This window comes from Paraburkholderia sp. RL18-101-BIB-B, assembly GCF_046026985.1.
Lineage (GTDB): Bacteria > Pseudomonadota > Gammaproteobacteria > Burkholderiales > Burkholderiaceae > Paraburkholderia.
Map to the genome: position 1 here is coordinate 598,668 of NZ_JARESV010000001.1, position 23,435 is coordinate 622,102.

Consider the following 23,435-nt stretch of genomic DNA (forward strand, 5'->3'; position numbering starts at 1 on the left):
ACGTTCTCCGGTTATGAGTCGAGGCGGACCGGCTGAATCACGCGACAGCCGCCAGCATCGACTGACGACACCCCACTGCGGCACACCGGCAAGTGTATTGGGCTCGAACGTCCTCGTCCGAGGGATCGTCGGTCGTCAGCAGGTACTCGATAAACAGTTCTTCACCCGCTTCAATCGGCCGGATCGTGTGAATGAAGATGCGGCCAGCATCTTCGATGGTCTCGCAGTTCGGCGCACATGCATGGTTCAGCCATCGCGCACTATTGCCACCACGGCTTCCGTCGATCACGCGCCCGTCCGACAGGCCAAACAGAAACGTGTGCCCGGCGACACCTTCGCGCCGGTGCCGGCGCACGGCTTCCCGCCAGCTCGTCAATTCGCCCCGGTATTCAAGCACGCACTCACCCGCCGCGAGCGGCCGCATCGCGAACACACCCTTCCCGTGGACCGACGACCGCCGTACGATCACTCGCCGCATACTGTTTCCTTGACTGATATAGGCGCCAGTATACGAGTGCAAATTTACGCTTGCATCATTTTGTGGTGGTTATTCGCGCTCGCGCGGTCCGTGGAAAACGATCCAAAGCCCCCGCGATAACTAGAACTTCTTGCGAATCCCCACCCGCAGCGCGATCTGATTCGCCGAACTCGACGCTTGCAAAACGGGCGCAAGATCGGCGACCGCGCCGCCTCCGGCGCGCATATACGTTGCCGATCCGTACACGTCGGTGCTCTTCGACAGGAAATAGTCCGCACTCGCATCCACCTCGTGATAGTGCGGTTCCTGCCCGGTTGCGGAGACGTTGCCTTCGGTATAGCTGTACGCCACGCCAAGCTGCAGCGCCGGCGTGATCATGTAACTGGCCACGACCTCGCCGATATTGAAGGTCACATGTCCGTTGATTTTCGCGCCCAGGCTAGGGTCGAGGTCGCCGAACTGTGTGTGAGTCCAGTCGGCGCTGATCTTTGCCGCACCGAACGCGTAGGCGGCGCCGAGGCCAAACACTTTGTAGCTGCCGGCAGCAAGACCATAGTTGCCGTCGACCGTGTTGGTGGCCGTCCACACCCCTTCCGATACGGCGGTGGCCGGATGGTCGATCGATGTGTAGGCGCCCACCAACTGCAGATTTCCATTTGCGTACTGAAGCGCGAAAGATTTTGCGCCGAAACGTGCAAAATCGCCCGCGACACCGCCGAAGCTATAGGTGGCCACGCCCGTGAAACCGGCAATGGTCGGCGACACGTACTTGACGGCGTTTTGCAGGTGAAAATCGACACCGTTGTTGTCTAGATCGCCAGGATGCGGAAACAGAATGCCGCCTGGCAAGATGCCGTTGGCGGACAGCGGGCCGATATAGTCGCCCACTTCTTCGCCCTGCCGCCCGAGCGTCAGCGTGCCGTAGCGGTTGTCGGACAGACCCACATAGGCCAGCCGGCCGAACAGCCGGCCGCCTTGACTCAACGCGCCGGTGTTGACGTTAAAGCCGCTCTCGAGCCTGAAGATTGCCGTCGTGCCCCCTCCCAGGTCTTCCACGCCTCTGAGCCCCCACCGATTGCCTTGCGAGATGCTGCCCTGCATCTGCCAGGCGCTCTTGCCGCCCTGATTGCTCGACCAGGTCAGCCCGTCGTCTATGATGCCGTAGATCGTCACGCTGCTCTGGGCATATGCCCCGAGACTGATGAATAGCATTGCGGGAAAAGCAACGAGCAGCTTCTTCACGATTTTTCCTTGGTTAGTTATCTTGCGTTTTTGTTTGCATACCGAAGTAAATAGAAAGCGCGTAGAAAGATGAATTGCTCAGCCTTCCAACTATTGCTGCCTGCTTTCACCCGGAGCAGGCAGCACATGATCGTGAGTCAGATCGGCTTGCCCTCGCTGGACGCCCAATTGCGCATCAGCGTGTTGCCTGGCAAGTTTTCATCAACCATCTTCCTGGCGGTTTCAATCCCGGCAATGGGCAACCCCGTCGGATCAAGCACACCGATCTGCACGAGCACCGAGGCCTGATCCCAATAGATATGCTCGTTGTACAGCTTGTCGCCCCGAAAGCACACGACAGCCAGCATCGGAATCTCGATGTACCTTCCGGTAGGCGCCAGCCCCGGCAGCAGCCAGTCGATCTCACGATCGTGGGTTGCGCAGAACACGAACTCGTCGACGATCCGGTCCGACCCGATGGTGCGGGACAGCGGAATGAGCCGCGTGTCGTCGGGATTCGCGTCAACAAAGTGGTATTTATAAAAACGCTTGAGCTCGTCATGCCCGACTCCACCTGTCAGGGTCGGCACGTGGTTGACGTACGGCTCGGCGACCATGGTGGGCATGATCGCGTTGACGTCGCGTGTGGCGAATTCATAGTGGCAGTGCAAATCCCACAGCGCATTCAGGTCGTAGATCGGCCCCAACACTTTGCGCAGCATCGCAAGCGAGCGCGAATACGCCATCATGGCGGCCGGTTTGTCGAAGTGCTCGCGCTCCGGGGTCGCGAATGCGTGATCGCAATCCTGGTACACGTACTGCTCAATCTGCGGATTCTCGCTGAATGCCGCCTGGATCTTCTCGCGCATCGCGGGCGGGCACAGCGCATCCCGGCCGGCAAAATGGAACACCATCGGGCATCGGATCGAGGGCACCTCATCCAGAAACGCGTCGAGGCCCACACCGTAATAACTCACCGCGCAATCGATCTCCGTCCGCGCAGCGGCAAGCATCGCCAATTTCCCGCCGAGGCAGTATCCAAGCGCACCAACCTTGCCTGCCTGTTGCGGCAACGCGCGCAGCGCCGTGAGGGTCGAGGCGATGTCTTCGACCGCGAGTCCAAGGTCGAGTCGCGCGTTGTAGTCGAGCGCGGCAGCAAAGTCCGCTTCGCCGTACCCAAGCTCGACGCGCGGTTGCATGCGCCAGAACAGATCCGGCACCAGCACCACGTAGCCTTCCTCCGCGAAGCGATCGGCCATTGCCTTCATGTATCCGTTGATGCCGAAAATCTCCTGCAACAGAATCAGGCCGGGCCCCGAGCCTTGCCTGGGTTTTGCCATGTATGCAGAAAACGTCTGTCCATTGCCTGCATTGATCTGGATGAACTCACCGCTCATGATCCGTTCCTTTCCTTCTGAAAGTGTTGGTGCATCACCTACCGTTCTTTCATGCGCCGCGTGCGAGGCTCAACTGCACCGCCAGCCGGTCCGTCGCCAGGCCGGCGGCGATCTGTTGGGCCATGGCGCCGACATAGACCTCGTCGTTGCCGTCCCTCAGCGCCGCAAAAGCCGCATCGACGACCTCGGCAACTGGAATCTTCGGCGGGGGAAAATCGCGGCTCATGTCGGTGTCGACCGCGCCCGGGAGAATCGACAGCACGCGCACCCCATGCGGGGCAAGCTCGGCGCGCACGGCTTCGGTCATCCGAAGCGCAGCCGCCTTCGACGCGCAGAGCGACGCCATGGCCGGCAACGCGACGCGCGCGAGAATCGACGACATATTGACGATCGCTCCGCCACTCAGTCGCAGCGACGGCGCGAACGCGCGAATCATGTTCAGCGTGCCGAAGTAGTTGACCTCCATCTCGGCGCGCGCCGCGTTCAGATCGGTTGCGACAAGCGCAGCCTCCAGACGGTTGATGCCGGCATTGTTCACGAGGAGGTTGACATCGCTCGCCAGGGCGGCAGCGTGCGCCACCTGCTGCGCATTCGTAATGTCGAGTGCGACCGGCACGACACGCAGGTCACCGTCGTCCAGCACGCTAATGTCGCGTGCGCCCGCGTACACCTTTCGAGCACCCTGCTCCAACAGCATCTTCACGAAACACGCACCGACCCCGCGATTAGCTCCGCTCACAAACGCTACACAGCCTTCAACCTGCATCACGACCTCCGAACGTTTTACTTTGCTTTTCACGTGCATCCGCACTCGACGCCGCGCGGCCTCAAACCGCGCGGCCGACAATACGACCGGTATCGTCCACGTCGAGACTCACCGAATCGCCGGGCTGCATGCCAGCCTCGAGCCGCGCGATGACAATGGGCCCGGCGCTCGTTGTCACGCTTGCGAGATGCACATTGCCACCGCCCTGCGCGCCGACGCGATGCCGCACGACCGTCGATTCGGCAACGCTGCCGTGTTCCACCGCACATTCACGCCACTGGCCGCCGCCACATGCGGGGCAAAAATACCGAGCCGGGAATAGCGTCATCCCGCACTGGGTGCATTGAAATACCTTGAGTGTCATTGCGCACCTCGCCGGTCGCTTTCGAGTACGACAGCATTCGCGCACATCCCGTAGCGATATTCGACCATGCCGTACCCGCTCACGACCGCCAGGTGCGCGTCGGCCACCTGCCGCTCGCCCGCCGCGCCGCGCAATTGCGTGATCGCCTCGACGAGGCCATGCATGCCGCCGGCGGCGCCGGCCTGTCCCGCGGATAGTTGCCCACCCGATGTGTTGACGGCGAGCGCGCGCGAGCCGATACGAGAGATCAACTCGCGCAGGTCGCCGTCACGGGCGAAGCCAAGGTCGGCGAGCTGCACCAGCGTCATAACGGGGTAGTCGTCGTAGACGGACACCATGTCCATATCCTCCGGCGTCGCGCCGGCCTGCCGCCACAAATCACTGGCGATCGCCGCCAACGAAGTCTGCAAACCATCGCCCGCCTGGTGGTCCAGGTTGTAGCAGCATTGCAGCGCGCGCACGCGCACGTTCATCGCGTTGCGCACGAGGTCGGCGCGAGCGACGATCACCGCGTTCGCGCCGCACACCACGGGCACGCAGTCGAAGCGTCCCAGCGGTTCAGCGACGATCGGCGCTTCGAGATAGTCGTCGATCGTCAACGGCGTGCGGTAGACGGCATGCGGGTTCAACGCGGCCCATGCGCGTTGCGCGACACAGAGCGCACCATAATCGCGGCGCGTCAGACCGTATCGCTTCGCGTGACGCTGCGTGAGCATGGCGAACAGGCTGTTCGGGCCACCGTTCTCCAGCGGACGCAGCCAGGTGCGTGTCGTCAGGTTGTAATGCTCGACCAGTTGTTTGAAGTCAGCCGGCTCGAAGCGGTCTCCGGATACGAGGGCAATGACATTCGCGTCGCCGTGCTGAATCGCGCGTATTGCATGCTGCAGCAGGTTGATGGCGCTCGCGCCGCCGTGACAATCGTCCATGCACCAGCGCGGGCTCAGGCCGAGTCGCCACGCAAGGTCGATCGCGTGATCGGGTGCGAGCGTGAACGACGCTACACCGAGCCCGTCTATGTCCTTCGGCGAGAAACCCGACTGAACGAGGGCCGCGCCGAATGCCTGCGCGAGCAGATCTCCCGTTGACGCAGCGCTCGCCTGTCGCTGGTACGGCACTTCCACGCCGGCCGTCAGCACGACGTTATCGAATGAGTGGGCTTGCATATCAGGAATCCTCAGATCGAGCGTCAACGCACGCGCCGGGCCACGGTCTCGTGCGTGAACAGCAGCGAGATCACCGTGATCATGCCCATTGCGATCAGCAACAACGCCACCGGCCAGGCTGCGTGATAATGCGCGAGCAGCGCGGTCGCAATCAGCGGCGACAGACCGCCCGCGAACACCGACGCGATTTCATGCCCCAAGGCCATGCCCGAATAACGCACTTCGGTACTGAACAGTTCGCCCATCAGGCTCGGCTGCGTGCCGATCATCGCGCCGTGGCAAACCGCGTTACCCAGCAGAAACGCGAGCCAGATCAGCGCCGGCACCTTGGTTCCGATCAGCCAGAAGAACGGAAAAGCGATCACGACGAAACCCGCCGCGCCGATCATGTACACGGGCTTGCGGCCGATGCGATCGGACAACTGCCCCCACAGCAGCATCGTGCCGAGTTCCAGGGTCATCGACACGATCACACCGGCCAGCATGATCTGATTCGGCACACCGATGAACTTGCCGTACACCAGCGAAAAGGCGAGCACGATGTACGAGCCGCCGTTCTCCGCGACGCGCAGGCCCATCGCCATCAGGATCTCCTTCGGGTGTTTGCGGATCACTTCGAGCACCGGCATGCGCGCTTTCTTGCCGGCCGCTTCGGCCTTCGCAAACTCGGCGCTCTCCGGCAGCTTCGAGCGAACGTAGACGCCGACACCGAAAATGACGATCGACAACAGGAACGGAATGCGCCATCCCCAGATCATGAATGCGTCCTTTGGCAGCATCTGCACGAGAAAGAACACCGCCGCCGACAGCACGAAGCCGCCGCCCACGCCGATCTGACTCCATGCCGCGTAATAGCCACGCTTCTCGGGCGGCGCCGACTCGCTGATCATCAGCACGCCTCCGCCCCATTCGCCGCCGGCGGCGATGCCTTGCAGCAGGCGTAGAACCAGCAGCAACGCCGGCGCCCACAGGCCGACTTGCGCGTAGGTCGGCAGGAAGCCGATCAGGAAAGTCGCCGCACCCATGATCGACAGCGTCCACACCAGTGCGCCCTTGCGGCCGTAGCGATCGCCGATATGGCCGAACAGCACGCCGCCGAACGGCCGCGCCGCGAAGCCGACGGCGAAGCCCGCGAACGCGGCAAGAGTGCCGACGAGCGGATCCGTGCCCTTCGGGAAAAACAGTGCGCCGAACACGAGTGCCGCCGCCGTGCTGTAGAGAAAAAAGTCATACCACTCGAGCGCATTGCCCACGACCGATGCGAAGACAATGCGCCGCAGCGACTTTTTGTCGACTGAACCGGCTTGCGCGGCGGCCGCGTCATCGTCGTGGGTGCTTGCGGCAGAAAACGTTCGCGTGCTTGCCATCTATGCCTCCAACTGTGCATCTGTCGACGCACTCAATGTTGCGGATGTTTCTGCCGTGCCGTGCCATGCTCGCGCCGCGCGCGTCCATAGACCGACGGGGTGATTTGATATCGTCAGCGCTTGAGCCGGTATCCCGAGGCGTCGAGATCCCAGGTCGTCGCGGTGACACCGGTCTCGCGCAATTTGAACTTCTGGATCTTGCCGTTCTCCGTCTTCGGCAGGTCTCGCGCGAAGTCGAGATAACGTGGCACGGCGAAATACGGCAGGCGCGGTTCGCAGTAGCGAATCAGGTCGAGCGGTTCGAGCGTCTCGCCGTCGCGCAGCACGAGGGTGGCCATCACTTCATCTTCAGCGAGTGCGGACTTCACGGCGAAGACGGCCGCCGTCTCGACTGACCGGTGACTCAGCAGCACTTGTTCGACTTCAAAAGAGGAAATGTTCTCGCCGCGACGGCGGATCGTGTCCTTCAGGCGGTCGACGAAGCGGTAATAACCATCGGCGTCGCGCACCACGCGATCGCCCGTATGAAACCAGAGGTTGCGCCAGGCCTCTACCGTCTTCTCCGGCATCCCCAGATAGCCGCTCGCGAATGCGAACGGCGTGTCGGCACGCAGGATCAGTTCGCCCGCTTCGCCATCCGGAACCGGCTGGTCGTGTTCGTCGACGACACGGGCATCGAAACCTGCCACGAGCTTGCCCATGTGGCCGGGACGTTGCGCGTCGATCGCGCCGCTGATCACACAGTTGGTCTCCGTCGAGCCGTAGCCGTCGACCAGCGCAATGCCGCAGCGCGCCGTGAATTCCTGCTGGAAATGGCCCGGTACGCCCGGCGCCAGCGCCACGCGCACCCGATGCTCGCGCTCGCTCGCCGTGACCGGCCGGCTGAGCAGGATCGGCACCATCGCGCCGAGCACGTAGGTCACGGTGGCGCGCGTTTCGACCAACGCGTCGAAAAACCCGCTCGCCGAAAAACGCCGGTCGGCGACGAGTTCGGCATCGTGAATCAACGCCTGGAAAAAGCTGTTGAGCGCATTCGTATGAAACAGCGGCAGGCATGTGTAGAGCACGTCGCCCGCCGCGACGCCAAGGTCACGCGCGGTGTAGTGGCCCCACCAATAGAACTGCGCGTGTGGGCAGATCACTCCTTTCGACAAGCCCGAAGTCCCGGATGTGTAAAGCACCGCGAACGGATCGCCATCGGTGAGTGCGGCTGGTGTGACCGGCTCGTCTGCCGGCGGCATCGCAGTCGTAATGTACGCAGGCTTCAGCGCATCCGCTGCGGGCTCACCAATGAGCCAGATCGTTTCCAGCGGCAGATCCTGGGCGTCGAGTGCGTGAACGACATCGACCAGATGCGCTTCCGCCACGAGCAGCCGCGCGCCGCAGTTGCGCAGAATATGTTCCAGTTGCAGCCCGCGCGATGCGGTATTGATCGGCACGACCACCGCGCCGAGCCAGCCACAGCCGAGCACGATCTCCATGAATTCGACGCGGTTCCCGCACAGCAGCGCGACGCGGTCGCCGCGTGCGACTCCTTGCGCGGCGAGTGCGCCTGCGCGGCGTGCAGCGATTGCAAGAGCGTCGGAAGCCGTCCACGTGGTCGCACGGTCCGAGAACAGCGGCGCAGTGCCGTTGCGAGCAGCGCGAGCCGCCAGCAGCGCCGGCAATGTGCGATGTGCAGCACGCCCCTGGTCCGGACTGGTACGCGGTTCGACGATGGTTTCGATAAGTCCCATGTGCTCGTGCCTCTCCTATGTATGAGGCCGAGTCTAGGTTCGGGTAGTATATCCGTCAAATTAATCAATTATGGGTGGCCCATAAATATGACTGATTTCAATAAGGTCGACCTGAACCTGCTGCGCGTGTTCCAGGTGATCCTCGAGGAACGCAGCCTCACGCGTGCCGGGCAGCAACTCGGGCTGTCCCAGCCGGCGGTCAGTTATGCCCTTGGGCGCTTGCGTGCATTGTTCGACGATCCCCTGTTCGCACGAACACCGGAGGGCATGCTGCCGACGCCGAGGGCCGAACAATTGGCCGCGCCGCTCAGCCGCGCGATTGCATCGATACGCGAGACGTTGCGTCACGGCGAACGTTTCGATCCCGCCACAAGCACGCGGGAATTTCGTCTGTCGATGTCCGATATCGGGGAACAGGTATTTCTGCCACCCATCTGCGAGAAGTTGCAACGCGTGGCGCCGCTGGTGCGGATAGCGGCTGAGCAAGTGTCGTTTGCGGATATCGAAGAGAAGCTGCGCCTGGGGCAACTGGACTTTGCGATTGGCAATCTATCTGCGCTCAAACCGGTGACGAAGTCGGCTCTTCTGTTTCACGAGCAGTATGCGTGCATGACTCGCAAGCGGCCCGGGTTGCCTGCGCGTCAATTGTCGCGGCAGAAGTTTCTGGAGTTGGCACACGTGGCCGTCGCGTCGAGTGACAGTAGCCACCTGGAGATCGACGAAGCGTTGCGGGCGCGTGGCCTGCATCGGCACATTGCGCTGCGCGTGCCGCATTTCACAGTCATTCCGCAGATCCTTCAGCGCACTGACTGGATGGTTACGTTGCCGCGCGGCGTCGCACGCGTTTTCAATGAAACGGGTCAGTTCTCGATCTATCCGCTGCCGGTGGAATTTCCAGTCATCGAGTCCTCCGTGCATTGGCATGCCACTTTCGACAACGACGAGGGCAACCGCTGGCTTCGCGAACTGGTCGTGGAGACGCTGCGCAGATCAAGTGCTGCGACTAAGGCCGAGCAAGCCGGCGATGGCGGAAGCGGAACTTGAGGATTACTCGGCCGATTGCGCTGGAATGAGCGAGGTGGCTATTGCTGCGGTGCTGCTTCCAGAAGGCTCTTCAGTCGCGAAACCGCCGTATCGGATTCCGATTGAATCCGCGCGCGCAGCACAGACCAGTTGAATATCGCGAACCATATCGACGGCGCGCGATAAGTGAATTCACGTTCGAAGCGTGTTCCGCTCGTAGTCGACGTCAGCGAGTAAGTGACTGTACCAGCCGGTCTGCCATCAATCGTTCCTTCTATCGTCCACCTGCCCGGAGGCTCCCGTGCAGCGACTGTCCACACAACGCGGCCGCGCCTGCCGGCTACGCGGAATTCCTCCGTCACCTGCTCGCCCAGATCGAGTGGATGATCAACCGAACCACTGACCGCGAGCGATGACGGATGCCAGGCGGGCCAGTGAGCCGGGGTCGTGACATAGTCGAATACGACTGTGGGAGGGCGTTGAATCGACGCAACCGTCACGATGTGCGTGTCGAGCCCGATCCGCTGCGGCAATGGGATAAGGAGCAACGCGATGGTGACGAGCACGGCCGATATTGCGGTGACGAACCGTGTACGGTTTTTCATAACGCTTTGTACTCCACGCGCTCCAGACGAAGTTATTTTACTGCGGAGTCGTGGGTCAAGCGGATCGGATGCGAGCGCTGTCGTCTTGCGTCAATAAGTGACGTGCGGTCCGGCAGTGCGGCGATCGAACGGCAGGGACTGGCCGCTCACCGTCTCATGCATTCGGCACAAGTCGGCGGCCGGCATGTCACCACCACCTCTATGGAAGCTTCAGATTCATTACAGGTATAGCGTCCACGTAATGTAGACCATAAATAAGTTTTACTTTCCGATTTTCCGTCGCGCCGCCATTGTGTGAGCCGGACAGCCAGTCGCGGCTATTTCTTCAGATAGCCATTTCTTAAGATTCCTTAAGAAATGGTTCGTTGCTCGTCGTCACTCGGGAGCGGGAGAAATTTTAGTACTCGGGCCGATCCCTGGACTGACGGTCAAGCCAATAAACGGAAAGGAGACGAATTGATGCAAAATCGCCTGATAGCCTTGATGTTGCTCGCTGCGGCTGCAGTGGCCGGCTGCGGAGGTGGAGACAATGTCAGCGCACCGACACCGCCAAAGCTACTGACGAACATCGCCGTGCCCAATGCTTCGAGCCCACCATTCAGTTTCGATATCGGCTACGTCGAGGCCGGCAAGTACTTTCTTACCGACCGCAATAACAAAGCAGTCGATGTCGTGGACACCCAATCGAACACGTTGATCGCACAGATCCCTGGGCCATTCATCGGTGCCGGCGCCACAACCAATGAGTCCGGTCCCGACGGAATTGTCGGGATCACCGGCACGAACACGATCTATGTCGGCGACGTCGACTCAGTCAAGGTGATCGATACGGCTGCGCAAAAGACCGTCAACACAATCGCCATCAGCAATTCCGGATCGCGCGTCGATGAGGGTTGCTACGATCCTGACGATCATCTCGTGATGTACGCGAGCCCCGGAGACTCGCCGCCGTTCGTCACATTCATTTCCACGCTGACACAAAAGGCGGTGGTAAAGCTTCCTTTCAACGGTTCGTCGGGGCTCGAAGCGTGCACCTATGATCCCGTCTCGAAGAGCTTTTTGATCAACAATGACGGGACTTCTGCCAATCCCGACGGCGAGCTCGATGTCATCACCGCCATTTCCGCAGTGACGGGCAGCCCCTCTGTCAGCAAGTCGTTCCCACTAGGGAAATGCGCACCGGCGGGAATCGTGCTTGGCCCGAATAACGACGTGCTCATTGGCTGCGATCCGCCGGCTGGCGACCCGCTCATCACGCTGATCCTCGATCGTGCGAGTGGCGCAATTCAAGCCAGCTTGCCATTTGGCGGGGTGGACCAGGTCAATTACGATCCGGCTTCCAACCGCTATTTCCTGCCGGCCCGGCACTACGTCACGAACGGTACCGCTGCAGCGTCAGGTTTTAGCCCGCAGATGGGCGTGATCGATGGCGCGTCACGGCAGTTGCTCTTCAAGATTCCGGTGGGCACGGGGGCGCATTCTGTCGCCGTCGACAGCATGCGCGGGCAAGTGTATGTGCCATTCCAGCCCGGCGCGGCAGGATTTCCTAACGGCGGTATCTCGGTGTTCTCGACCCGCTAGTTCTACGATGTGGATCATTGTCTAGCGGGCCGGATTGGATGACGATTGCCGCAGGCTCGGTTTCAACACGAGTGAATAGGCGCTCCCACCAACGCTCCACGATCCGGTGGGTTACGGGTCTGGTGCGCCGGTGGTGGCCGTCTTTCATCGCAGCTCAACATTTCACTAGATCATCCATTCCTTAAGGAAACCTTAAGGAAGACGCTTATGGCGCGGTTTCTTTTTCCCATCGCACAAGTCGCTCATGAGTTATGAAATCGAAAGCGTCGATTCATCCGGACGACTCAATTCCACTGCACATTCTTTCCCGCATTACCAAATATTTCGTGGCAACCTAAAAGGACGGGAAATGAAGACGATCAGGATTGGAAAGCGTACGCAAATCGCCGTTGGCGTGGGAGTTGTCTTGCTTGCCGGACTGTACTCGGCAGGCGCAACGGCGGCCGATGAACACGATCGTGAGCATGAATCGGTGAAGCATGTGCTGCTGATTAGCTTCGATGGTTTGCATGAGCAGGACGTCGCACGCTGCGTCGGATCGAATGCATGTCCGAATCTTGCGTTGCTGGCCAAGTCGGGGACGACCTACACCAACGCGCACACGCCTGGCCTTTCGGATTCGTTCCCGGGCCTCGCGGCGCTCATCACCGGTGGCTCGCCCAAATCCGCGGGCCTGTTCTACGACGTATCCTATGACCGCACGCTCTATGCGCCGTCCGATACCAGTTGTACAGGCAAGCAAGGCTGGAATGTCGTATTCGACGAGACTACTGGCATCGACGGCGAGAACGGCGGCGCACTGACGCACCTCGACGGCGGTGGCGCGTTCAATCCGCAGGCCATCCCGCATGCTTTGCTCAATGGTGTCTGTACGCCCGTCTATCCGCACAATTATGTGAAGACCAACACGATCTTCGAAGTGGTCAAACACAACGTGAAGGGCGCTCGCACTGCCTGGGCAGACAAACATGCTTGGGGCTACGACTGGCTCAATGGACCGTCTGGCAAAGGCGTCGACGATCTTTCGCGCACCGAGATCAATTCGATTGATCCGGCCACCAACACGAACTACACCGACGTCTACACGCACACGGAACAGTTCGACAATTTCCACGTGCAGTCGCTGATCAATGAAATTGACGGCAAGGATTCGACAGGCCAATCCAGCGCCGACGTACCCACGGTGTTTGGAACCAACTTCCAGACTTTGAGCGTCGCCCAGAAGGCAACGGTCGCGACTGGCGGCGGCTATCTGGATGCGAGTTTCACGCCGGGTCCGCAGGTCACCAACGCGATTGCTTATCTGGACAACGCATTGGGTCGCATCGTATCCGAACTGAAGCAGCGCAACCTCTATTCGTCGACGGTAATCATCGTCACGGCGAAGCACGGGCAGTCCCCGAGCGACCATTCGAAGCTCGTGAAGAACGGCGATACGCTCTCGAAACTGCTTGAAGCAAACAACTATCTGGACCCGAACGGCAACTTCGGGCAGAACAGTACGAAGAGCGGCAACCTCAATGACGGAACAGGGCTCGTGGGTACGGGTTTCGTGCAGACCGATGACGTCGGTCTGATCTGGTTGCGCGATCAAAGCCAACTGCCTGCTGTCGTGAAGACCTTGAAAGACAACCTGAGCTGCAACGCACCCGGCATTTGTGCGGACGGCCCGCAGGCGTACATTCTGTATGGCCCGCAACTGGCAGGCCGGTTCGGCGATCCGGCACGCGGACGCACACCTGACATCGTCGTCCAGCCGAACCCGGGGGTCATCTATACATCGAGTACGGCCAAGGACGAAGAGCACGGCGGCAACGCTCCCGACGACAGCCATCTCGGTCTCGTGATCTACGTGCCTCACGGCCATCACGCTGGACGGACGAACGACGAGCGTGTGCTGACCACGCAGGTTGCGCCGACGATCCTGCGTTTGCTCGATCTGGCGCCTGACCTGCTGCACTCGGTCGCTATTGAAGGAACGCGTGCGCTGCCGGAGTTCGATCGCGAGCGCTTTTAGGCGAACGGCTGTGCTGTGCCGCTAGTGGATCACGGCACTTGGGCGATGCGAATCTTTGGAACGTACAGCGGTCCTGTATCGTGTCGTCGGTAGATTGTGGCCGGCCTGGAGACCTCCCTGGCCGGCCATTCAATTGGGCGGGCAACAATGGTCAGGACGAAGCGCCGATCGGCGTCGAAGCAACGGTTCAGTCGCGGAGTACCAGCGAACTGGCGCTCCGCGAACAAGCTGATCAACCACCGCGATACATCGGGTTGATGCTATCCCCCGGGGCACGCCGACCGGATTGCGACTTGCCCGATTCGGCACCGCCGACGCCACCGTGGCTCCCGTCAACCACGCTGCCGTGGCCTTCTGCCGTCGCCTTCGTGTGAGCGGTTTGACTGCGGTGCGATACTGACGCACCGACATCGCTTCGATAGGAGGAAGTCTGATCGTCACCGCCCGCGAAGGCGGGTGCAACCAGCAATGCGGAGCTTGCGACTAACAGAGCGGCGATAGGTCTCGCTTTCATGACGACTCCAATGAGCTTGTTGAACCGTCGAACGCACCCGGATCAGGTCCATAGCGGCGCGCTATGGTCAACGTGGATGGGTCGACGTGTCGGACTTTGCCGCGCGCTAACAAAGTGGCTCAAACGAACAACAGGTTCTCGGAATCTGCGCTATCCATGCTGATGCCGTGGCGGTAGCACCAAACTGTCCGTCGTTGTGCCCACCGCTATAAATGCATGGGTTGTGCCAAGCCTGATTCGCTCATCTTCCGAGCGTCCCTAACTGCCTGAAAACAAACAATGTTGACCTCGACCACTCGGGCGTTTGCAGCTGGATCTAGCAGCGACGACGTCTGGCTATAGACAACGTTTTTCGAGCGTCTGTGTGCGGTCACCCAACACAAAGTCCGTGCACTCAAGCGACGATCTCGACGGTTGACTCTGGACGAACCAAGCGGAGGTTGCATAGGAGGTCCGCTCAGGTGAGGGTTAACATTGATTCAAGCCGACGCCGCTTCGCGGCACGGCTCAATTCAGCGTTAGGCTTGGCGCGGCCAGCGCGTGTTGACTGCTGGGCTGGTTGTCGATCCACATGCGATTCGTTCGTCGTATCTACGGACCGACCGGGTCCGTCGACTTCGAGGACATTATGCGCAAGCTCACTGTTTCCGCTTTCATCAGTCTGGATGGTGTAATTCAAGCCCCTGGCGGGCCTGGAGAAGACCCCAGCGGCGATTTCCGCCTTGGTGGCTGGATCGTTCCTTATGCTGACGAAGCCATCGGCCAAAACTTGCAAGACCTGCTCTCGCAGCCGTTCGAGTTGCTGTTGGGGCGTTGCACCTACGACATATTCGCGGCGTATTGGCCGCGTGTACCGGCCGATTCAAGCAGCCGCACCATCGCTGATCCGTTCAACCGCGTACCTAAGCACGTAGCCACACATCGATCCGGCACCCTTGACTGGCAGAACAGTCATGCGCTGGAGGGCGACCTTGCCGACGCGATACGCGCGCTTAAACTTCAGGACGGTGCCAATCTATTGACGTTTGGCAGCAGCGACATGGTGCGCCAACTGCTCGTAGCCGGCTTGGTGGACGAGCTTTGGCTTGTGATTTATCCCATCATACTTGGGCGCGGCAAGCGCTTGTTCGGCGACAACGCACTAGCGTCTGCCTTCACTCTGGCGCACTCGGCCAGCACGCCTGGCGGCGTGCTGATTACCCGCTACGTGCGCGACGGCGAGGTGCGCACAGGAAGGTTCGAAGAAGTCAATTGACACTCACTGCAGCAAGAACATGCAATCTTGCACACTCTCCCGCGGCACGAATTGCAGCCTGACAAATCATTCAAGCCGAACCCGTTTCACGGGTCGGCTTTATTCGGGCGTTAGCGCCTTGATGCCCGCTTCTGGGCCGGGCACTGACGCGCATGAGTGTGATCCGGGTCTCGAAAGGCGCAAACTCTGGTGAGGTGCGCAGCTTTGCGCAGATGATAGGCCGCCGCGCTCGCAACCGGCTGTATCAGTATGTGGGGGCGGTCCAAGGGAGAAAGTCATGTCTTCGATCGAACCCTGGACATGTCCGACGTGTGCCAATCACGTCACCACGCCTTTCTGTCCGCAGTGCGGCGAGAGTCCACTTCGGCCGCCCGACCTCACGCTGCGCGCGATCGGCGCAAAGGTCCTGCACGCGGCGACAAGCATCGATGGGCGCCTGATTAGCACGATGTGGGTCCTGCTACGCCACCCAGGCGAGTTGACCGTCGCGCATCTGAATGGAAAGCGGATGCCTTATGTGCCCCCGTTCCAGCTGTTTCTCATCGCGAACGCCTTCTTCTTTGCGATGCAGTCGCTTACCGATACCCAGATCTTCGGCTCGACTCTGGAGTCGCACCTCCATCACCAGGACTGGAGTTCGCTCGCGCAGTCGTTGGTGGCGGAACGCGTCGCAAAACTGGGAACGAGCCTGCGCCAGTACACGACCACTTTCGACCGTGCGGCAGTGCTCAATGCCAAGTCACTGATCATTCTCATGGTCGTTCCGTTCACTTTGTTGTTGTGGATGACCTCTCTGCGGGCACGCAAGCCGTTTGTTGCGTTCGTTTATTTCTCACTCCATCTCTACACGTTCTTGTTGTTGCTGTTCTCGCTCGCGCTAGCCATCGCGGCCATTGAGGTACGTCTGGGTGGTCTCGGGCTCGATTCACCCAATGTCGACAACATTCTTTCGATCATCAATCTTGGACTCTGCGGCGGCTATTTGTTTTTCGCGTTGAAACCCGTCTTCGGTTCTCACGGTATAACGCGCCTCGTCAAGGCGGCGACGATGACGCTGGCGGCCGGCCTGATCGTTCTTGGCTATCGATTCGCGATCTTTCTGATCACGTTATATACGGCATGACGGTTGAACATTTTTGCACGCTGCGTTTTCCAGACAACGCCGTATACACCACTGCAAGGAGCCAACCGCTCCTCGACACTGGACAGCTGGTCGGAAAACTTTCTCAGCCAAGCCAGGATGGATAAGGCGCAACCAGACGCTCGAACGATTCGCCATTGGCTGAATCGGCCAACGCCACCACGCTTCGTTTCTCGAAACTTCGCTTCAAGGTGCTCGTGGTAGAGTCGAGCATCTTTCTTTATCGCGTAGCCCTTATGTCGCCACGCATTCAATCTGGACCCGACGATCCGGGAGTTCATCAACGGGACATGGGAAGCGCCGCCGCGGCGCAAAGCTTGAACATGCAGATTCCAGCGATCGTTCCAGCGCAAACCGCTCTAGTGGTCATGCATTACCAGACCGACATCCTGGGGCTATTTCCATCGGTCGCACCCACGCTGCTCGCCAATACACGCAAACTGTGTGACGCCGCGCGGGCCAAAAGTGTCAGCGTCTATTTCGCCAACATCCACTTTAGTCCAGGCTATCCGGAAGTCAGTCCGTTGAACAAAAACGGACAGGGAATCAAGCAACTGGGTCTTTTCATCGACGACGAGATCGCGCCGGAACTCGGCCAGCAAGCCACTGAACCGCTCATCATCGCGCATCGCGCAAGCGTGTTCTTTGGTACCGACCTGCAGGCGCGGCTTTCCGCGCAGGGGATCGATACGCTGCTCATGGTGGGCATAGCGTCGACCGGTGTCGTGCTGTCGTCGGTTGCGTACGCGAGCGATGCGGACTTCCGCTTATTCACGGTCAAGGATTGCTGCTACGACCCGGATCAGGTCGTGCACAATCATCTTTTTTCAACGGCGTTCGATTCGCGCACGACGGTGCTCTCGCTCGCTGATGCGTTGTCGTTACTTGCCTAACAGTGCCGGCTTCAAGAAAACAGCGGTAAAGATTCAACTGCCGTTTGCCGCCGACGTCGCGCAGCCGTGGATCGACTGCTTCGCGCGGGAGCTTGCTCGCCGACCGAGCCGAGTCGTTTGTTGAGATCCGACAGGGCTTTGCAGACAGACGTGCGATCGGGCATTCCGGCCAATGCCAGTTCAAGCCGGTTCAGCAATTCCGGCAGACTCGATTCCCCAGTCATCTTTCCTGCGAACTTCCGCTTCCGCATAAGACCACTCCCTGATTCGGCAGACGCTGCACGCTAACGTCACCACACATCTTCAAGATCCAGCGACATCTGTTGCTTCGTGTTTACGCCAGCAGATCCGTCGGATGCCTCTCCCCTTGGCAATGCCGGTTTTAACACATCAAGATGAAAATCACGTCGGCTGATCGCAATGCATGCCAGTGACGGCGAACGGCACCTCATGCTACCAGGTCGGCAGGCACGCGTCCAGGCAGGTCCGGGAAGATCGACCTCCAGAAAGGCGTCATCATCCGCCGGGGTTTTCGAAGTCCAGCCTCATTTCATCTCGCTTGCGTGCGCAGCATCTGTTCCGCGCCTATGTTGAACAGCGCCGAACCGGCCAGGTTCTGGCCGCCATCGCAAACCATCACGCAGCCCGAAATATAGGAAGCGAGCGGCGAAGCGAGAAAAACCGCGCTCTGGCCGATGTCATCCACCGTGCCCATGCGCCGCAGCGGAATGGCGTTCACGAACTCTTCGTATCGCTCCGCGCTCAACAGCCGCTTCATGCCTTCGGTCCCCTCGATGGGTCCGGGGACGATGCTGTTCGTGCGAATACCATAGCGCCCCCACTCCAGCGCCAGGTTTCTCATCAACATATCGATGCCCGCCTTGGCGGCACCCACATGCACCTGGAAGGCGTGCGGCATGTACGCCATGCCTGCGGAAATGTAGATGATGGCGCCCTGTGTCTCCTTCAACTGCTCGAAGGCCGCCCGTGAGGCGTTGAAGGCTCCAAGCAGATCAATATCGATGACAGTCTTGAAGCCGTTGGCGGAGAGCTTCTCCGCCGGGGCCAGGAAATTGCCGGCCGCGCCGCAGACCAGCACGTCCATGAGACCCAATTCCGCCCTGCTCCTCGCGAAGGCCGCTTCCAGCGCGGCGAAATCACGCACGTCGGCAACGATAGGGCAAACCGTGGCGCCGAGTGCGCGCAGTTCCGTCGCAGCCGTATCCAGCTTTTCCTGAGTGCGGCCGCAGATGGCCACCTGGGCGCCCAAGGCGGCGAAGTTCTTCGCCACGCCGAGATTGATGCCGCTGCTGCCACCGGTGACGAAAACGGTTTTGCCTGCGAACAGGTCGTTCGACAGGTATCGAGTGACTAGCATGCTTCCCTCCTGGTTATACGCCCTCGTACCGAAGGGCATCACTGAACAATTCGGCTAGAACCGGTAGCCGATCCCCACGAAACCGATCCACGGATTCGCCGTAATGCGCGTCCTGTTGGTCAGCACGGTTTGCCCGTTGGCCGCGACAGCAGTGATCGTCGCATTCGTCTTGAGCGGCATATACGTCACCGATGCGGTGGCGTACCAGTTCTTGCTTAAGTTATAGGAGACACCCGCATTGAATGCCGGATTCCATGACGGACTGAGCGATGCCTTAACGTCCCCCCAGGCCCGGCGACCGTGTGCAACGCACCATTGAATGTCGGATTGAGCTGGACCGCCGTGTACCAAGTGTAGTTGACACCCACACCGAGGAAAGGACGCACCTTCGCCTGCGCCGCGCCAAAGTAGTACTTGAGGAAAAGAACCGGCGGCCACGCTCTGGTTGTCGCGAGCGGTTGCAGATTGCCCAGTCCGAGGGAGGGACCACCGGGACCGAACGGCGTCACCGTACCCTGCGCGTAGAGTTTGAGCTTCGGCGGCACGCCGGTCGCCAGATCGATCGCGATGTTGTCCGTGATGAAATACGTGAACGCCGTCTCGACCGTCCAGGTATTGTGTATCTGGCCAGTCGTCCCCGATGAGGTGAAGGTGCCTGCCGCCGAAGTGCTTTGCAATGGCGTTGCCGACGACATGCCATAGTCAATCCATGTGCCGCCGCCAGTCGCGATGAAACTACCCGCACTTTGGGCCAGTGCGCCGGCGCACATTACCCCTGTCAATAAGGGCAGATACCTGACTTTCTTCACCTTTTCCTCGATTTTATATTTTGCATGACGAATTAATATCGTCTTATGACTTCTTAAACTCGTTTGAAAATCGGGATCAGAATTGTTCGATGGCGATATCCGACGCGCTGGATGCGCCTGAGCGGATCATCTCCAGATGCGAATTCGCTTTGGGCAGTATCTTGTCCGCGTAAAACCGTACCGTCGCGATCTTCGCTTCGTGGAACGCCGGATCTTCGCCCGCAGCGCATTTTCTCGACGCGGCCAGCGCGGCGCGCGCCATCTGCCATCCACCGCACACATAGCCGGTGAGCATCAGATAGTCGAATGAACTGGCCAACGCTTCGTCAACGGCTTTCGCCAGGGCTCGAAGCATCCACCCGGTCGCGTCCTCCAACGCCTGCACGCCGGTGGCCACCGCGGCGCCGACCGGGAAAAGCCGCGTATCCGTGCTGCGCTCCAGTTCAAGCGCGAGCTCGCGCATCTCCGCAATCAGCTCAGCCATTGCCGCCCCTTGGTCCGCGGCGAGCTTGCGGCCTGCAAGGTCGGCTGCCTGGATGCCCGTCGTACCCTCGTAGATGGTTGAAATGCGGGCGTCGCGCAGGTGCTGGCATGCGCCGGTCTCTTCGATGTACCCCATCCCGCCGTGCACCTGTACGCCAAGCGACGCGATCTCCTGACCCAGTTCAGTGCACCAACCCTTCAGGACCGGGATCAGCAGATCGACCCGGGTCTGATAGCGGTTGCGTTCGCCGGCGTCCGGGTGCCGGTGCGCGTAATCCGCATTGGCCGCCATCACATAGGCGAAGCCTCGCATCGCTTCCACCTGAGCTTTCATCGTCAGCAACATGCGCCGCACGTCCGGATGTTGAATGATCGCCACCGCAGTGCTCGACTTGCTCGCGGCCGGCTTGCCCTGAATGCGCTCTTTCGCGTATTCCCGCGCCTGTTGATACGCGCGCTCGGCCATCGCGAGCCCTTGAATGCCGACCTTCTGGCGGGCCTCGTTCATCATCGTGAACATATGCGCGAGGCCCTTGTTTTCCTGCCCGACCAGATAGCCGATCGCGCCATTCTGATCGCCGAAACTCATCACGCAGGTCGGACTCGCGTGAATGCCGAGCTTATGTTCGAGGGACACGCAGTGCACATCGTTGCGTTGTCCCAGCGAGCCGTCGGCGTTCACGAGAAACTTGGGCACCAGGAAAAGCGAAATGCCGCGCACGCCTTCGGGCGCATCGGGCGTGCGCGCCAGCACGAGATGGATGACATTGCCGGTCATGTCATGATCGCCCCACGTGATGAAAATCTTCTGGCCGTGCAGGCGATAGTGATCTCCCTCAGGCACCGCTTTCGTACGAACGGCCGCAAGGTCCGAACCGGCTTGCGACTCGGTCAGATTCATCGTGCCGGTCCACTCGCCGCCAATCAGGTTTGGCAAGTAGCGGGCCTTGAGTTCCTGTGAGCCGTGCAGTCGCAATGCCTCCGTGGCACCCGCCGTCAACAGCGGGCACAGGGCGAAGGACATGTTGGCGGAGTTCCACATCTCCACGGTCGCCGCATGCAGCAGTTCGGGCAGACCTTGACCGCCGTAATCAGGATCGCCACTGAGCCCGTTCCAGCCTCCCTCGACGAATTGGTGGTAGGCCGCCCCGAATCCGTCTGCCGCGACGACGCCATCGCGCGTCAGGCGCGCACCCTGCTCGTCACCGGTCTTGTTGAGCGGGGCAAGCACTTCGGTGGCGAACTTTGCGGCCTCCTCGAGCACTGCGCCGGCGAGTTCCGGCGTCGCGTCCTCAAGGGCCGGTAGCGACGATAAAGCGTCGAGGCCGGCCAACTCGTTCATTACGAAATGCATGTCGCGCAACGGCGCAATATAGGTGGTCATCATTTACTCCTGGAATCAGTTCTTTTGCTGCTTGTCCAGTTCACGCGACAACTCTGGCAGCACCTTGAAGAGGTCGCCGACGAGGCCGTAGTCCGCAATCTGGAAGATGGGTGCTTCTTCGTCCTTGTTGATCGCCACGATCACCTTCGAGTCCTTCATGCCGGCCAGATGCTGGATCGCGCCCGATATGCCCACCGCGATATAAAGCTGCGGAGCGATGACCTTGCCGGTCTGTCCCACCTGATAGTCATTGGGCACGAAACCGGCATCCACCGCGGCACGGGATGCGCCGACCGCCGCGCCGAGCCGGTCGGCGATCTCGTCGAGGAGCGCGAAGCTCTCGCTGGAACCCATGCCTCTGCCGCCCGAGATGACGCGCTGCGCGGCGGTGAGTTCAGGACGTTCGGAGCGGGTCAGTTGCTGGCTTACGAAGCGGGAAGCCGAAACCTCCGCAGCCGGCGCGACCGAATCGATCACCGCGGCGCCCCCTTCGGCCGGCGCCGCGGCGAAGGCCGTGGTCCGAACCGTCAGGACCTTGATGCGATCCGCGCTTCGCACCGTAGCCAGCACGTTCCCCGCGTAGATGGGACGCACGAACGTATCCGCCGACTCCACCGCCACGATCTCCGAGACCTGCGCGACGTCGAGCAGCGCTGCGACGCGCGGCATCACGTTCTTCGCCGAAGTGGTGGCGGGCGCGAACAGGTGGCTGTAGCCCGGAGCCAGTCCGACAATGAGCGCGGCCAGGTTCTCAGCCAACGCGTGCTCATATTGCGCGGCGTCGGCCACGCGCACGCGGGCCACGCCTGCGATGCTGGCCGCCTGCTCCGCGACTCTCCCGCATTGAAATCCCGCCACGAGCACATGAATTTCGTCGCCGAGGCGGGCGGCAGCGGTGATGGCGCTCAGGGTCGCTGCCTTGAGCGTTTGATTGTCGTGTTCTGCAACAACGAGTACGGACATGTTTGTCTCCTCTTTTCTCTAGATCACACGCGCAACGTTCTTCAGCTTTTCCACCAATTCGGCGGCGTCGGTGACGCGGATGCCCGCCTCGCGTTTCGCGGGCTCGGCCAGCTTGAGCGTCGTCAGCCTCGGCGTGACGTCGACACCGAGGGCATCGGGCGTCACGACATCGAGAGGCTTTTTCTTCGCCTTCATGATGTTGGGCAGCGTTGCGTAACGCGGCGTGTTGAGCCGGAGATCGGCGGTGATCACAGCAGGCAGATCGACCTCGATCGTTTCCAGCCCGCCGTCGATCTCGCGCGTCACCGTCGCCTTCCCGGCTTCCACGACCACCTTCGATGCGAACGTGGCCTGCGGCAAGCCGAGCAGCGCAGCGAGCATCTGGCCGACCTGGTTGGCGTCGTCGTCGATGGCCTGTTTGCCGAGCATCACCAGTTGCGGCTGCTCCTTGTCGACCAGCGCCTTCAGCAGCTTGGCTACGGCGAGCGGCTGCAGTTCCGCCTCGGTCTCGACCAGGATGGCGCGGTCGGCGCCGATCGCCATCGCAGTGCGCAACGTTTCCTGGCACGCCTGCACGCCGCAAGAGACCACGACCACCTCCGTGGCTGCACCGGCTTCTTTGAGCCGCACGGCCTCCTCCACGGCAATCTCGTCGAACGGGTTCATCGACAGCTTCACGTTGGCGATGTCGACGGCACTACCGTCGGCCTTCACACGAACCCTCACATTGGCGTCGACGACGCGCTTGACGGGAACAAGTACTTTCATTGGCTACTCCGTTTGACAAAAACGCTCCGCCCGGCCGGCCAGGAGCCGGTCGATTCAGGTGCATGGAGGCACGGTCCGTCGATTCGATCTCGACTACGCGTGCGTGGTATTCGGTAAGCTGCCCAGATT

21 protein-coding genes are annotated in these 23,435 nt (G+C 60.7%); 6 read left to right on the forward strand and 15 right to left on the reverse strand.

Going from position 1 to position 23,435, the window contains the following annotated elements:
* Nucleotides 1-37: 37 nt before the first annotated feature.
* The 8 genes from P0D73_RS02715 to P0D73_RS02750 form a co-directional block, all read right to left on the reverse strand.
* Entirely contained in the window at nucleotides 38-478 is a 441-nt protein-coding gene (locus P0D73_RS02715; protein WP_132378496.1) for an SET domain-containing protein, read from the reverse strand.
* Nucleotides 479-598: 120 nt separating this feature from the next.
* Nucleotides 599-1,720 (reverse strand): porin, encoded by a 1,122-nt coding sequence (locus P0D73_RS02720; RefSeq protein ID WP_408181019.1) that lies wholly within the window; start codon nucleotides 1,718-1,720, stop codon nucleotides 599-601.
* Between the two features lie 137 nt (nucleotides 1,721-1,857).
* Complete coding sequence (locus P0D73_RS02725) at nucleotides 1,858-3,096, reverse strand: dienelactone hydrolase family protein (RefSeq protein ID WP_408181018.1); 1,239 nt, start codon at nucleotides 3,094-3,096, stop codon at nucleotides 1,858-1,860.
* Nucleotides 3,097-3,145: 49 nt separating this feature from the next.
* Nucleotides 3,146-3,901: an SDR family NAD(P)-dependent oxidoreductase gene (locus tag P0D73_RS02730; RefSeq protein ID WP_408429528.1), complete on the reverse strand. Its 756-nt coding sequence runs from the start codon at nucleotides 3,899-3,901 to the stop codon at nucleotides 3,146-3,148.
* A gap of 22 nt (nucleotides 3,902-3,923) precedes the next feature.
* Nucleotides 3,924-4,226, reverse strand: a complete 303-nt coding sequence (locus P0D73_RS02735) for a zinc ribbon domain-containing protein (protein WP_408181016.1) — start codon at nucleotides 4,224-4,226, stop codon at nucleotides 3,924-3,926.
* The gene (locus tag P0D73_RS02740) at nucleotides 4,223-5,389 is read right to left on the reverse strand and encodes a thiolase family protein (protein WP_408181015.1); all 1,167 of its coding nucleotides are present in this window, start codon (nucleotides 5,387-5,389) and stop codon (nucleotides 4,223-4,225) included. Before P0D73_RS02740 ends, P0D73_RS02735 begins: the two co-directional genes overlap by 4 nt.
* Before the next feature lie 23 nt (nucleotides 5,390-5,412).
* Nucleotides 5,413-6,756, reverse strand: a complete 1,344-nt coding sequence (locus P0D73_RS02745) for an MFS transporter (RefSeq protein ID WP_408429531.1) — start codon at nucleotides 6,754-6,756, stop codon at nucleotides 5,413-5,415.
* 113 nt (nucleotides 6,757-6,869) lie between these two features.
* Nucleotides 6,870-8,492 (reverse strand): ATP-dependent acyl-CoA ligase, encoded by a 1,623-nt coding sequence (locus P0D73_RS02750; RefSeq protein WP_408429534.1) that lies wholly within the window; start codon nucleotides 8,490-8,492, stop codon nucleotides 6,870-6,872.
* An 87-nt stretch (nucleotides 8,493-8,579) separates the two neighbouring features.
* Between P0D73_RS02750 and P0D73_RS02755 the strand changes: the two genes are divergently transcribed.
* Nucleotides 8,580-9,536, forward strand: coding sequence for a LysR family transcriptional regulator (locus P0D73_RS02755; RefSeq protein WP_408283536.1), 957 nt, complete (start codon nucleotides 8,580-8,582; stop codon nucleotides 9,534-9,536).
* A gap of 38 nt (nucleotides 9,537-9,574) precedes the next feature.
* Here the strand turns inward: P0D73_RS02755 and P0D73_RS02760 are convergent, their stop codons facing one another.
* Entirely contained in the window at nucleotides 9,575-10,120 is a 546-nt protein-coding gene (locus P0D73_RS02760; RefSeq protein ID WP_408283538.1) for an SRPBCC family protein, read from the reverse strand.
* Nucleotides 10,121-10,579: 459 nt separating this feature from the next.
* On the opposite strand from P0D73_RS02760, the gene P0D73_RS02765 reads away from it, so the two are divergent.
* The 5 genes from P0D73_RS02765 (at nucleotide 10,580) to P0D73_RS02785 (ending at nucleotide 17,521) form a co-directional block, all read left to right on the forward strand.
* Complete coding sequence (locus P0D73_RS02765; RefSeq protein WP_408429536.1) at nucleotides 10,580-11,701, forward strand: YncE family protein; 1,122 nt, start codon at nucleotides 10,580-10,582, stop codon at nucleotides 11,699-11,701.
* Nucleotides 11,702-12,050: 349 nt separating this feature from the next.
* A complete protein-coding gene (locus P0D73_RS02770) occupies nucleotides 12,051-13,718 on the forward strand; it encodes an alkaline phosphatase family protein (RefSeq protein WP_408429539.1) in 1,668 nt (555 codons plus the stop codon).
* Nucleotides 13,719-14,860: 1,142 nt separating this feature from the next.
* A complete protein-coding gene (locus P0D73_RS02775) occupies nucleotides 14,861-15,487 on the forward strand; it encodes a dihydrofolate reductase family protein (protein ID WP_408429542.1) in 627 nt (208 codons plus the stop codon).
* Nucleotides 15,488-15,764: 277 nt separating this feature from the next.
* Nucleotides 15,765-16,610, forward strand: coding sequence for a DUF3667 domain-containing protein (locus P0D73_RS02780; protein ID WP_132378520.1), 846 nt, complete (start codon nucleotides 15,765-15,767; stop codon nucleotides 16,608-16,610).
* 308 nt (nucleotides 16,611-16,918) lie between these two features.
* The gene (locus P0D73_RS02785; protein WP_408429545.1) at nucleotides 16,919-17,521 is read left to right on the forward strand and encodes a cysteine hydrolase family protein; all 603 of its coding nucleotides are present in this window, start codon (nucleotides 16,919-16,921) and stop codon (nucleotides 17,519-17,521) included.
* Between the two features lie 550 nt (nucleotides 17,522-18,071).
* Here the strand turns inward: P0D73_RS02785 and P0D73_RS02790 are convergent.
* The 6 genes from P0D73_RS02790 to P0D73_RS02815 all read right to left on the reverse strand — a co-directional run bounded on the left by P0D73_RS02790 (nucleotide 18,072) and on the right by P0D73_RS02815 (nucleotide 23,306).
* Nucleotides 18,072-18,938 (reverse strand): SDR family oxidoreductase, encoded by an 867-nt coding sequence (locus tag P0D73_RS02790; RefSeq protein WP_459252574.1) that lies wholly within the window; start codon nucleotides 18,936-18,938, stop codon nucleotides 18,072-18,074.
* A gap of 15 nt (nucleotides 18,939-18,953) precedes the next feature.
* On the reverse strand, nucleotides 18,954-19,220 hold the full coding sequence (locus P0D73_RS02795) for an OmpW/AlkL family protein (protein WP_408283973.1): 267 nt from the start codon (nucleotides 19,218-19,220) through the stop codon (nucleotides 18,954-18,956).
* Nucleotides 19,115-19,708, reverse strand: a complete 594-nt coding sequence (locus P0D73_RS02800; protein WP_408429548.1) for an OmpW/AlkL family protein — start codon at nucleotides 19,706-19,708, stop codon at nucleotides 19,115-19,117. The genes P0D73_RS02795 and P0D73_RS02800 overlap by 106 nt, the downstream gene beginning before the upstream one ends.
* A 76-nt stretch (nucleotides 19,709-19,784) precedes the next feature.
* Complete coding sequence (locus P0D73_RS02805; RefSeq protein ID WP_408283554.1) at nucleotides 19,785-21,575, reverse strand: acyl-CoA dehydrogenase C-terminal domain-containing protein; 1,791 nt, start codon at nucleotides 21,573-21,575, stop codon at nucleotides 19,785-19,787.
* Between the two features lie 15 nt (nucleotides 21,576-21,590).
* A complete protein-coding gene (locus tag P0D73_RS02810; RefSeq protein WP_408429551.1) occupies nucleotides 21,591-22,538 on the reverse strand; it encodes an electron transfer flavoprotein subunit alpha/FixB family protein in 948 nt (315 codons plus the stop codon).
* 18 nt (nucleotides 22,539-22,556) lie between these two features.
* Nucleotides 22,557-23,306 (reverse strand): electron transfer flavoprotein subunit beta/FixA family protein, encoded by a 750-nt coding sequence (locus tag P0D73_RS02815; protein ID WP_132378528.1) that lies wholly within the window; start codon nucleotides 23,304-23,306, stop codon nucleotides 22,557-22,559.
* Nucleotides 23,307-23,435: the final 129 nt, after the last annotated feature.

What these genes read in the sequence shown, in the direction of transcription:
- P0D73_RS02780 (WP_132378520.1), top strand. Translation starts at nt 15,765, where the DNA reads ATGTCTTCGATCGAACCCTGGACATGTCCGACGTGTGCCAATCACGTC.
- P0D73_RS02815 (WP_132378528.1), bottom strand. Translation starts at nt 23,306, where the DNA reads ATGAAAGTACTTGTTCCCGTCAAGCGCGTCGTCGACGCCAATGTGAGG.
- P0D73_RS02750 (WP_408429534.1), bottom strand. Translation starts at nt 8,492, where the DNA reads ATGGGACTTATCGAAACCATCGTCGAACCGCGTACCAGTCCGGACCAG.
- P0D73_RS02770 (WP_408429539.1), top strand. Translation starts at nt 12,051, where the DNA reads ATGAAGACGATCAGGATTGGAAAGCGTACGCAAATCGCCGTTGGCGTG.
- P0D73_RS02740 (WP_408181015.1), bottom strand. Translation starts at nt 5,389, where the DNA reads ATGCAAGCCCACTCATTCGATAACGTCGTGCTGACGGCCGGCGTGGAA.
- P0D73_RS02745 (WP_408429531.1), bottom strand. Translation starts at nt 6,756, where the DNA reads ATGGCAAGCACGCGAACGTTTTCTGCCGCAAGCACCCACGACGATGAC.
- P0D73_RS02790 (WP_459252574.1), bottom strand. Translation starts at nt 18,938, where the DNA reads ATGCCCTTCGGTACGAGGGCGTATAACCAGGAGGGAAGCATGCTAGTC.
- P0D73_RS02785 (WP_408429545.1), top strand. Translation starts at nt 16,919, where the DNA reads ATGGGAAGCGCCGCCGCGGCGCAAAGCTTGAACATGCAGATTCCAGCG.
- P0D73_RS02810 (WP_408429551.1), bottom strand. Translation starts at nt 22,538, where the DNA reads ATGTCCGTACTCGTTGTTGCAGAACACGACAATCAAACGCTCAAGGCA.
- P0D73_RS02775 (WP_408429542.1), top strand. Translation starts at nt 14,861, where the DNA reads ATGCGCAAGCTCACTGTTTCCGCTTTCATCAGTCTGGATGGTGTAATT.
- P0D73_RS02755 (WP_408283536.1), top strand. Translation starts at nt 8,580, where the DNA reads ATGACTGATTTCAATAAGGTCGACCTGAACCTGCTGCGCGTGTTCCAG.
- P0D73_RS02730 (WP_408429528.1), bottom strand. Translation starts at nt 3,901, where the DNA reads ATGCACGTGAAAAGCAAAGTAAAACGTTCGGAGGTCGTGATGCAGGTT.
- P0D73_RS02805 (WP_408283554.1), bottom strand. Translation starts at nt 21,575, where the DNA reads ATGACCACCTATATTGCGCCGTTGCGCGACATGCATTTCGTAATGAAC.
- P0D73_RS02760 (WP_408283538.1), bottom strand. Translation starts at nt 10,120, where the DNA reads ATGAAAAACCGTACACGGTTCGTCACCGCAATATCGGCCGTGCTCGTC.
- P0D73_RS02715 (WP_132378496.1), bottom strand. Translation starts at nt 478, where the DNA reads ATGCGGCGAGTGATCGTACGGCGGTCGTCGGTCCACGGGAAGGGTGTG.
- P0D73_RS02725 (WP_408181018.1), bottom strand. Translation starts at nt 3,096, where the DNA reads ATGAGCGGTGAGTTCATCCAGATCAATGCAGGCAATGGACAGACGTTT.
- P0D73_RS02765 (WP_408429536.1), top strand. Translation starts at nt 10,580, where the DNA reads ATGCAAAATCGCCTGATAGCCTTGATGTTGCTCGCTGCGGCTGCAGTG.
- P0D73_RS02735 (WP_408181016.1), bottom strand. Translation starts at nt 4,226, where the DNA reads ATGACACTCAAGGTATTTCAATGCACCCAGTGCGGGATGACGCTATTC.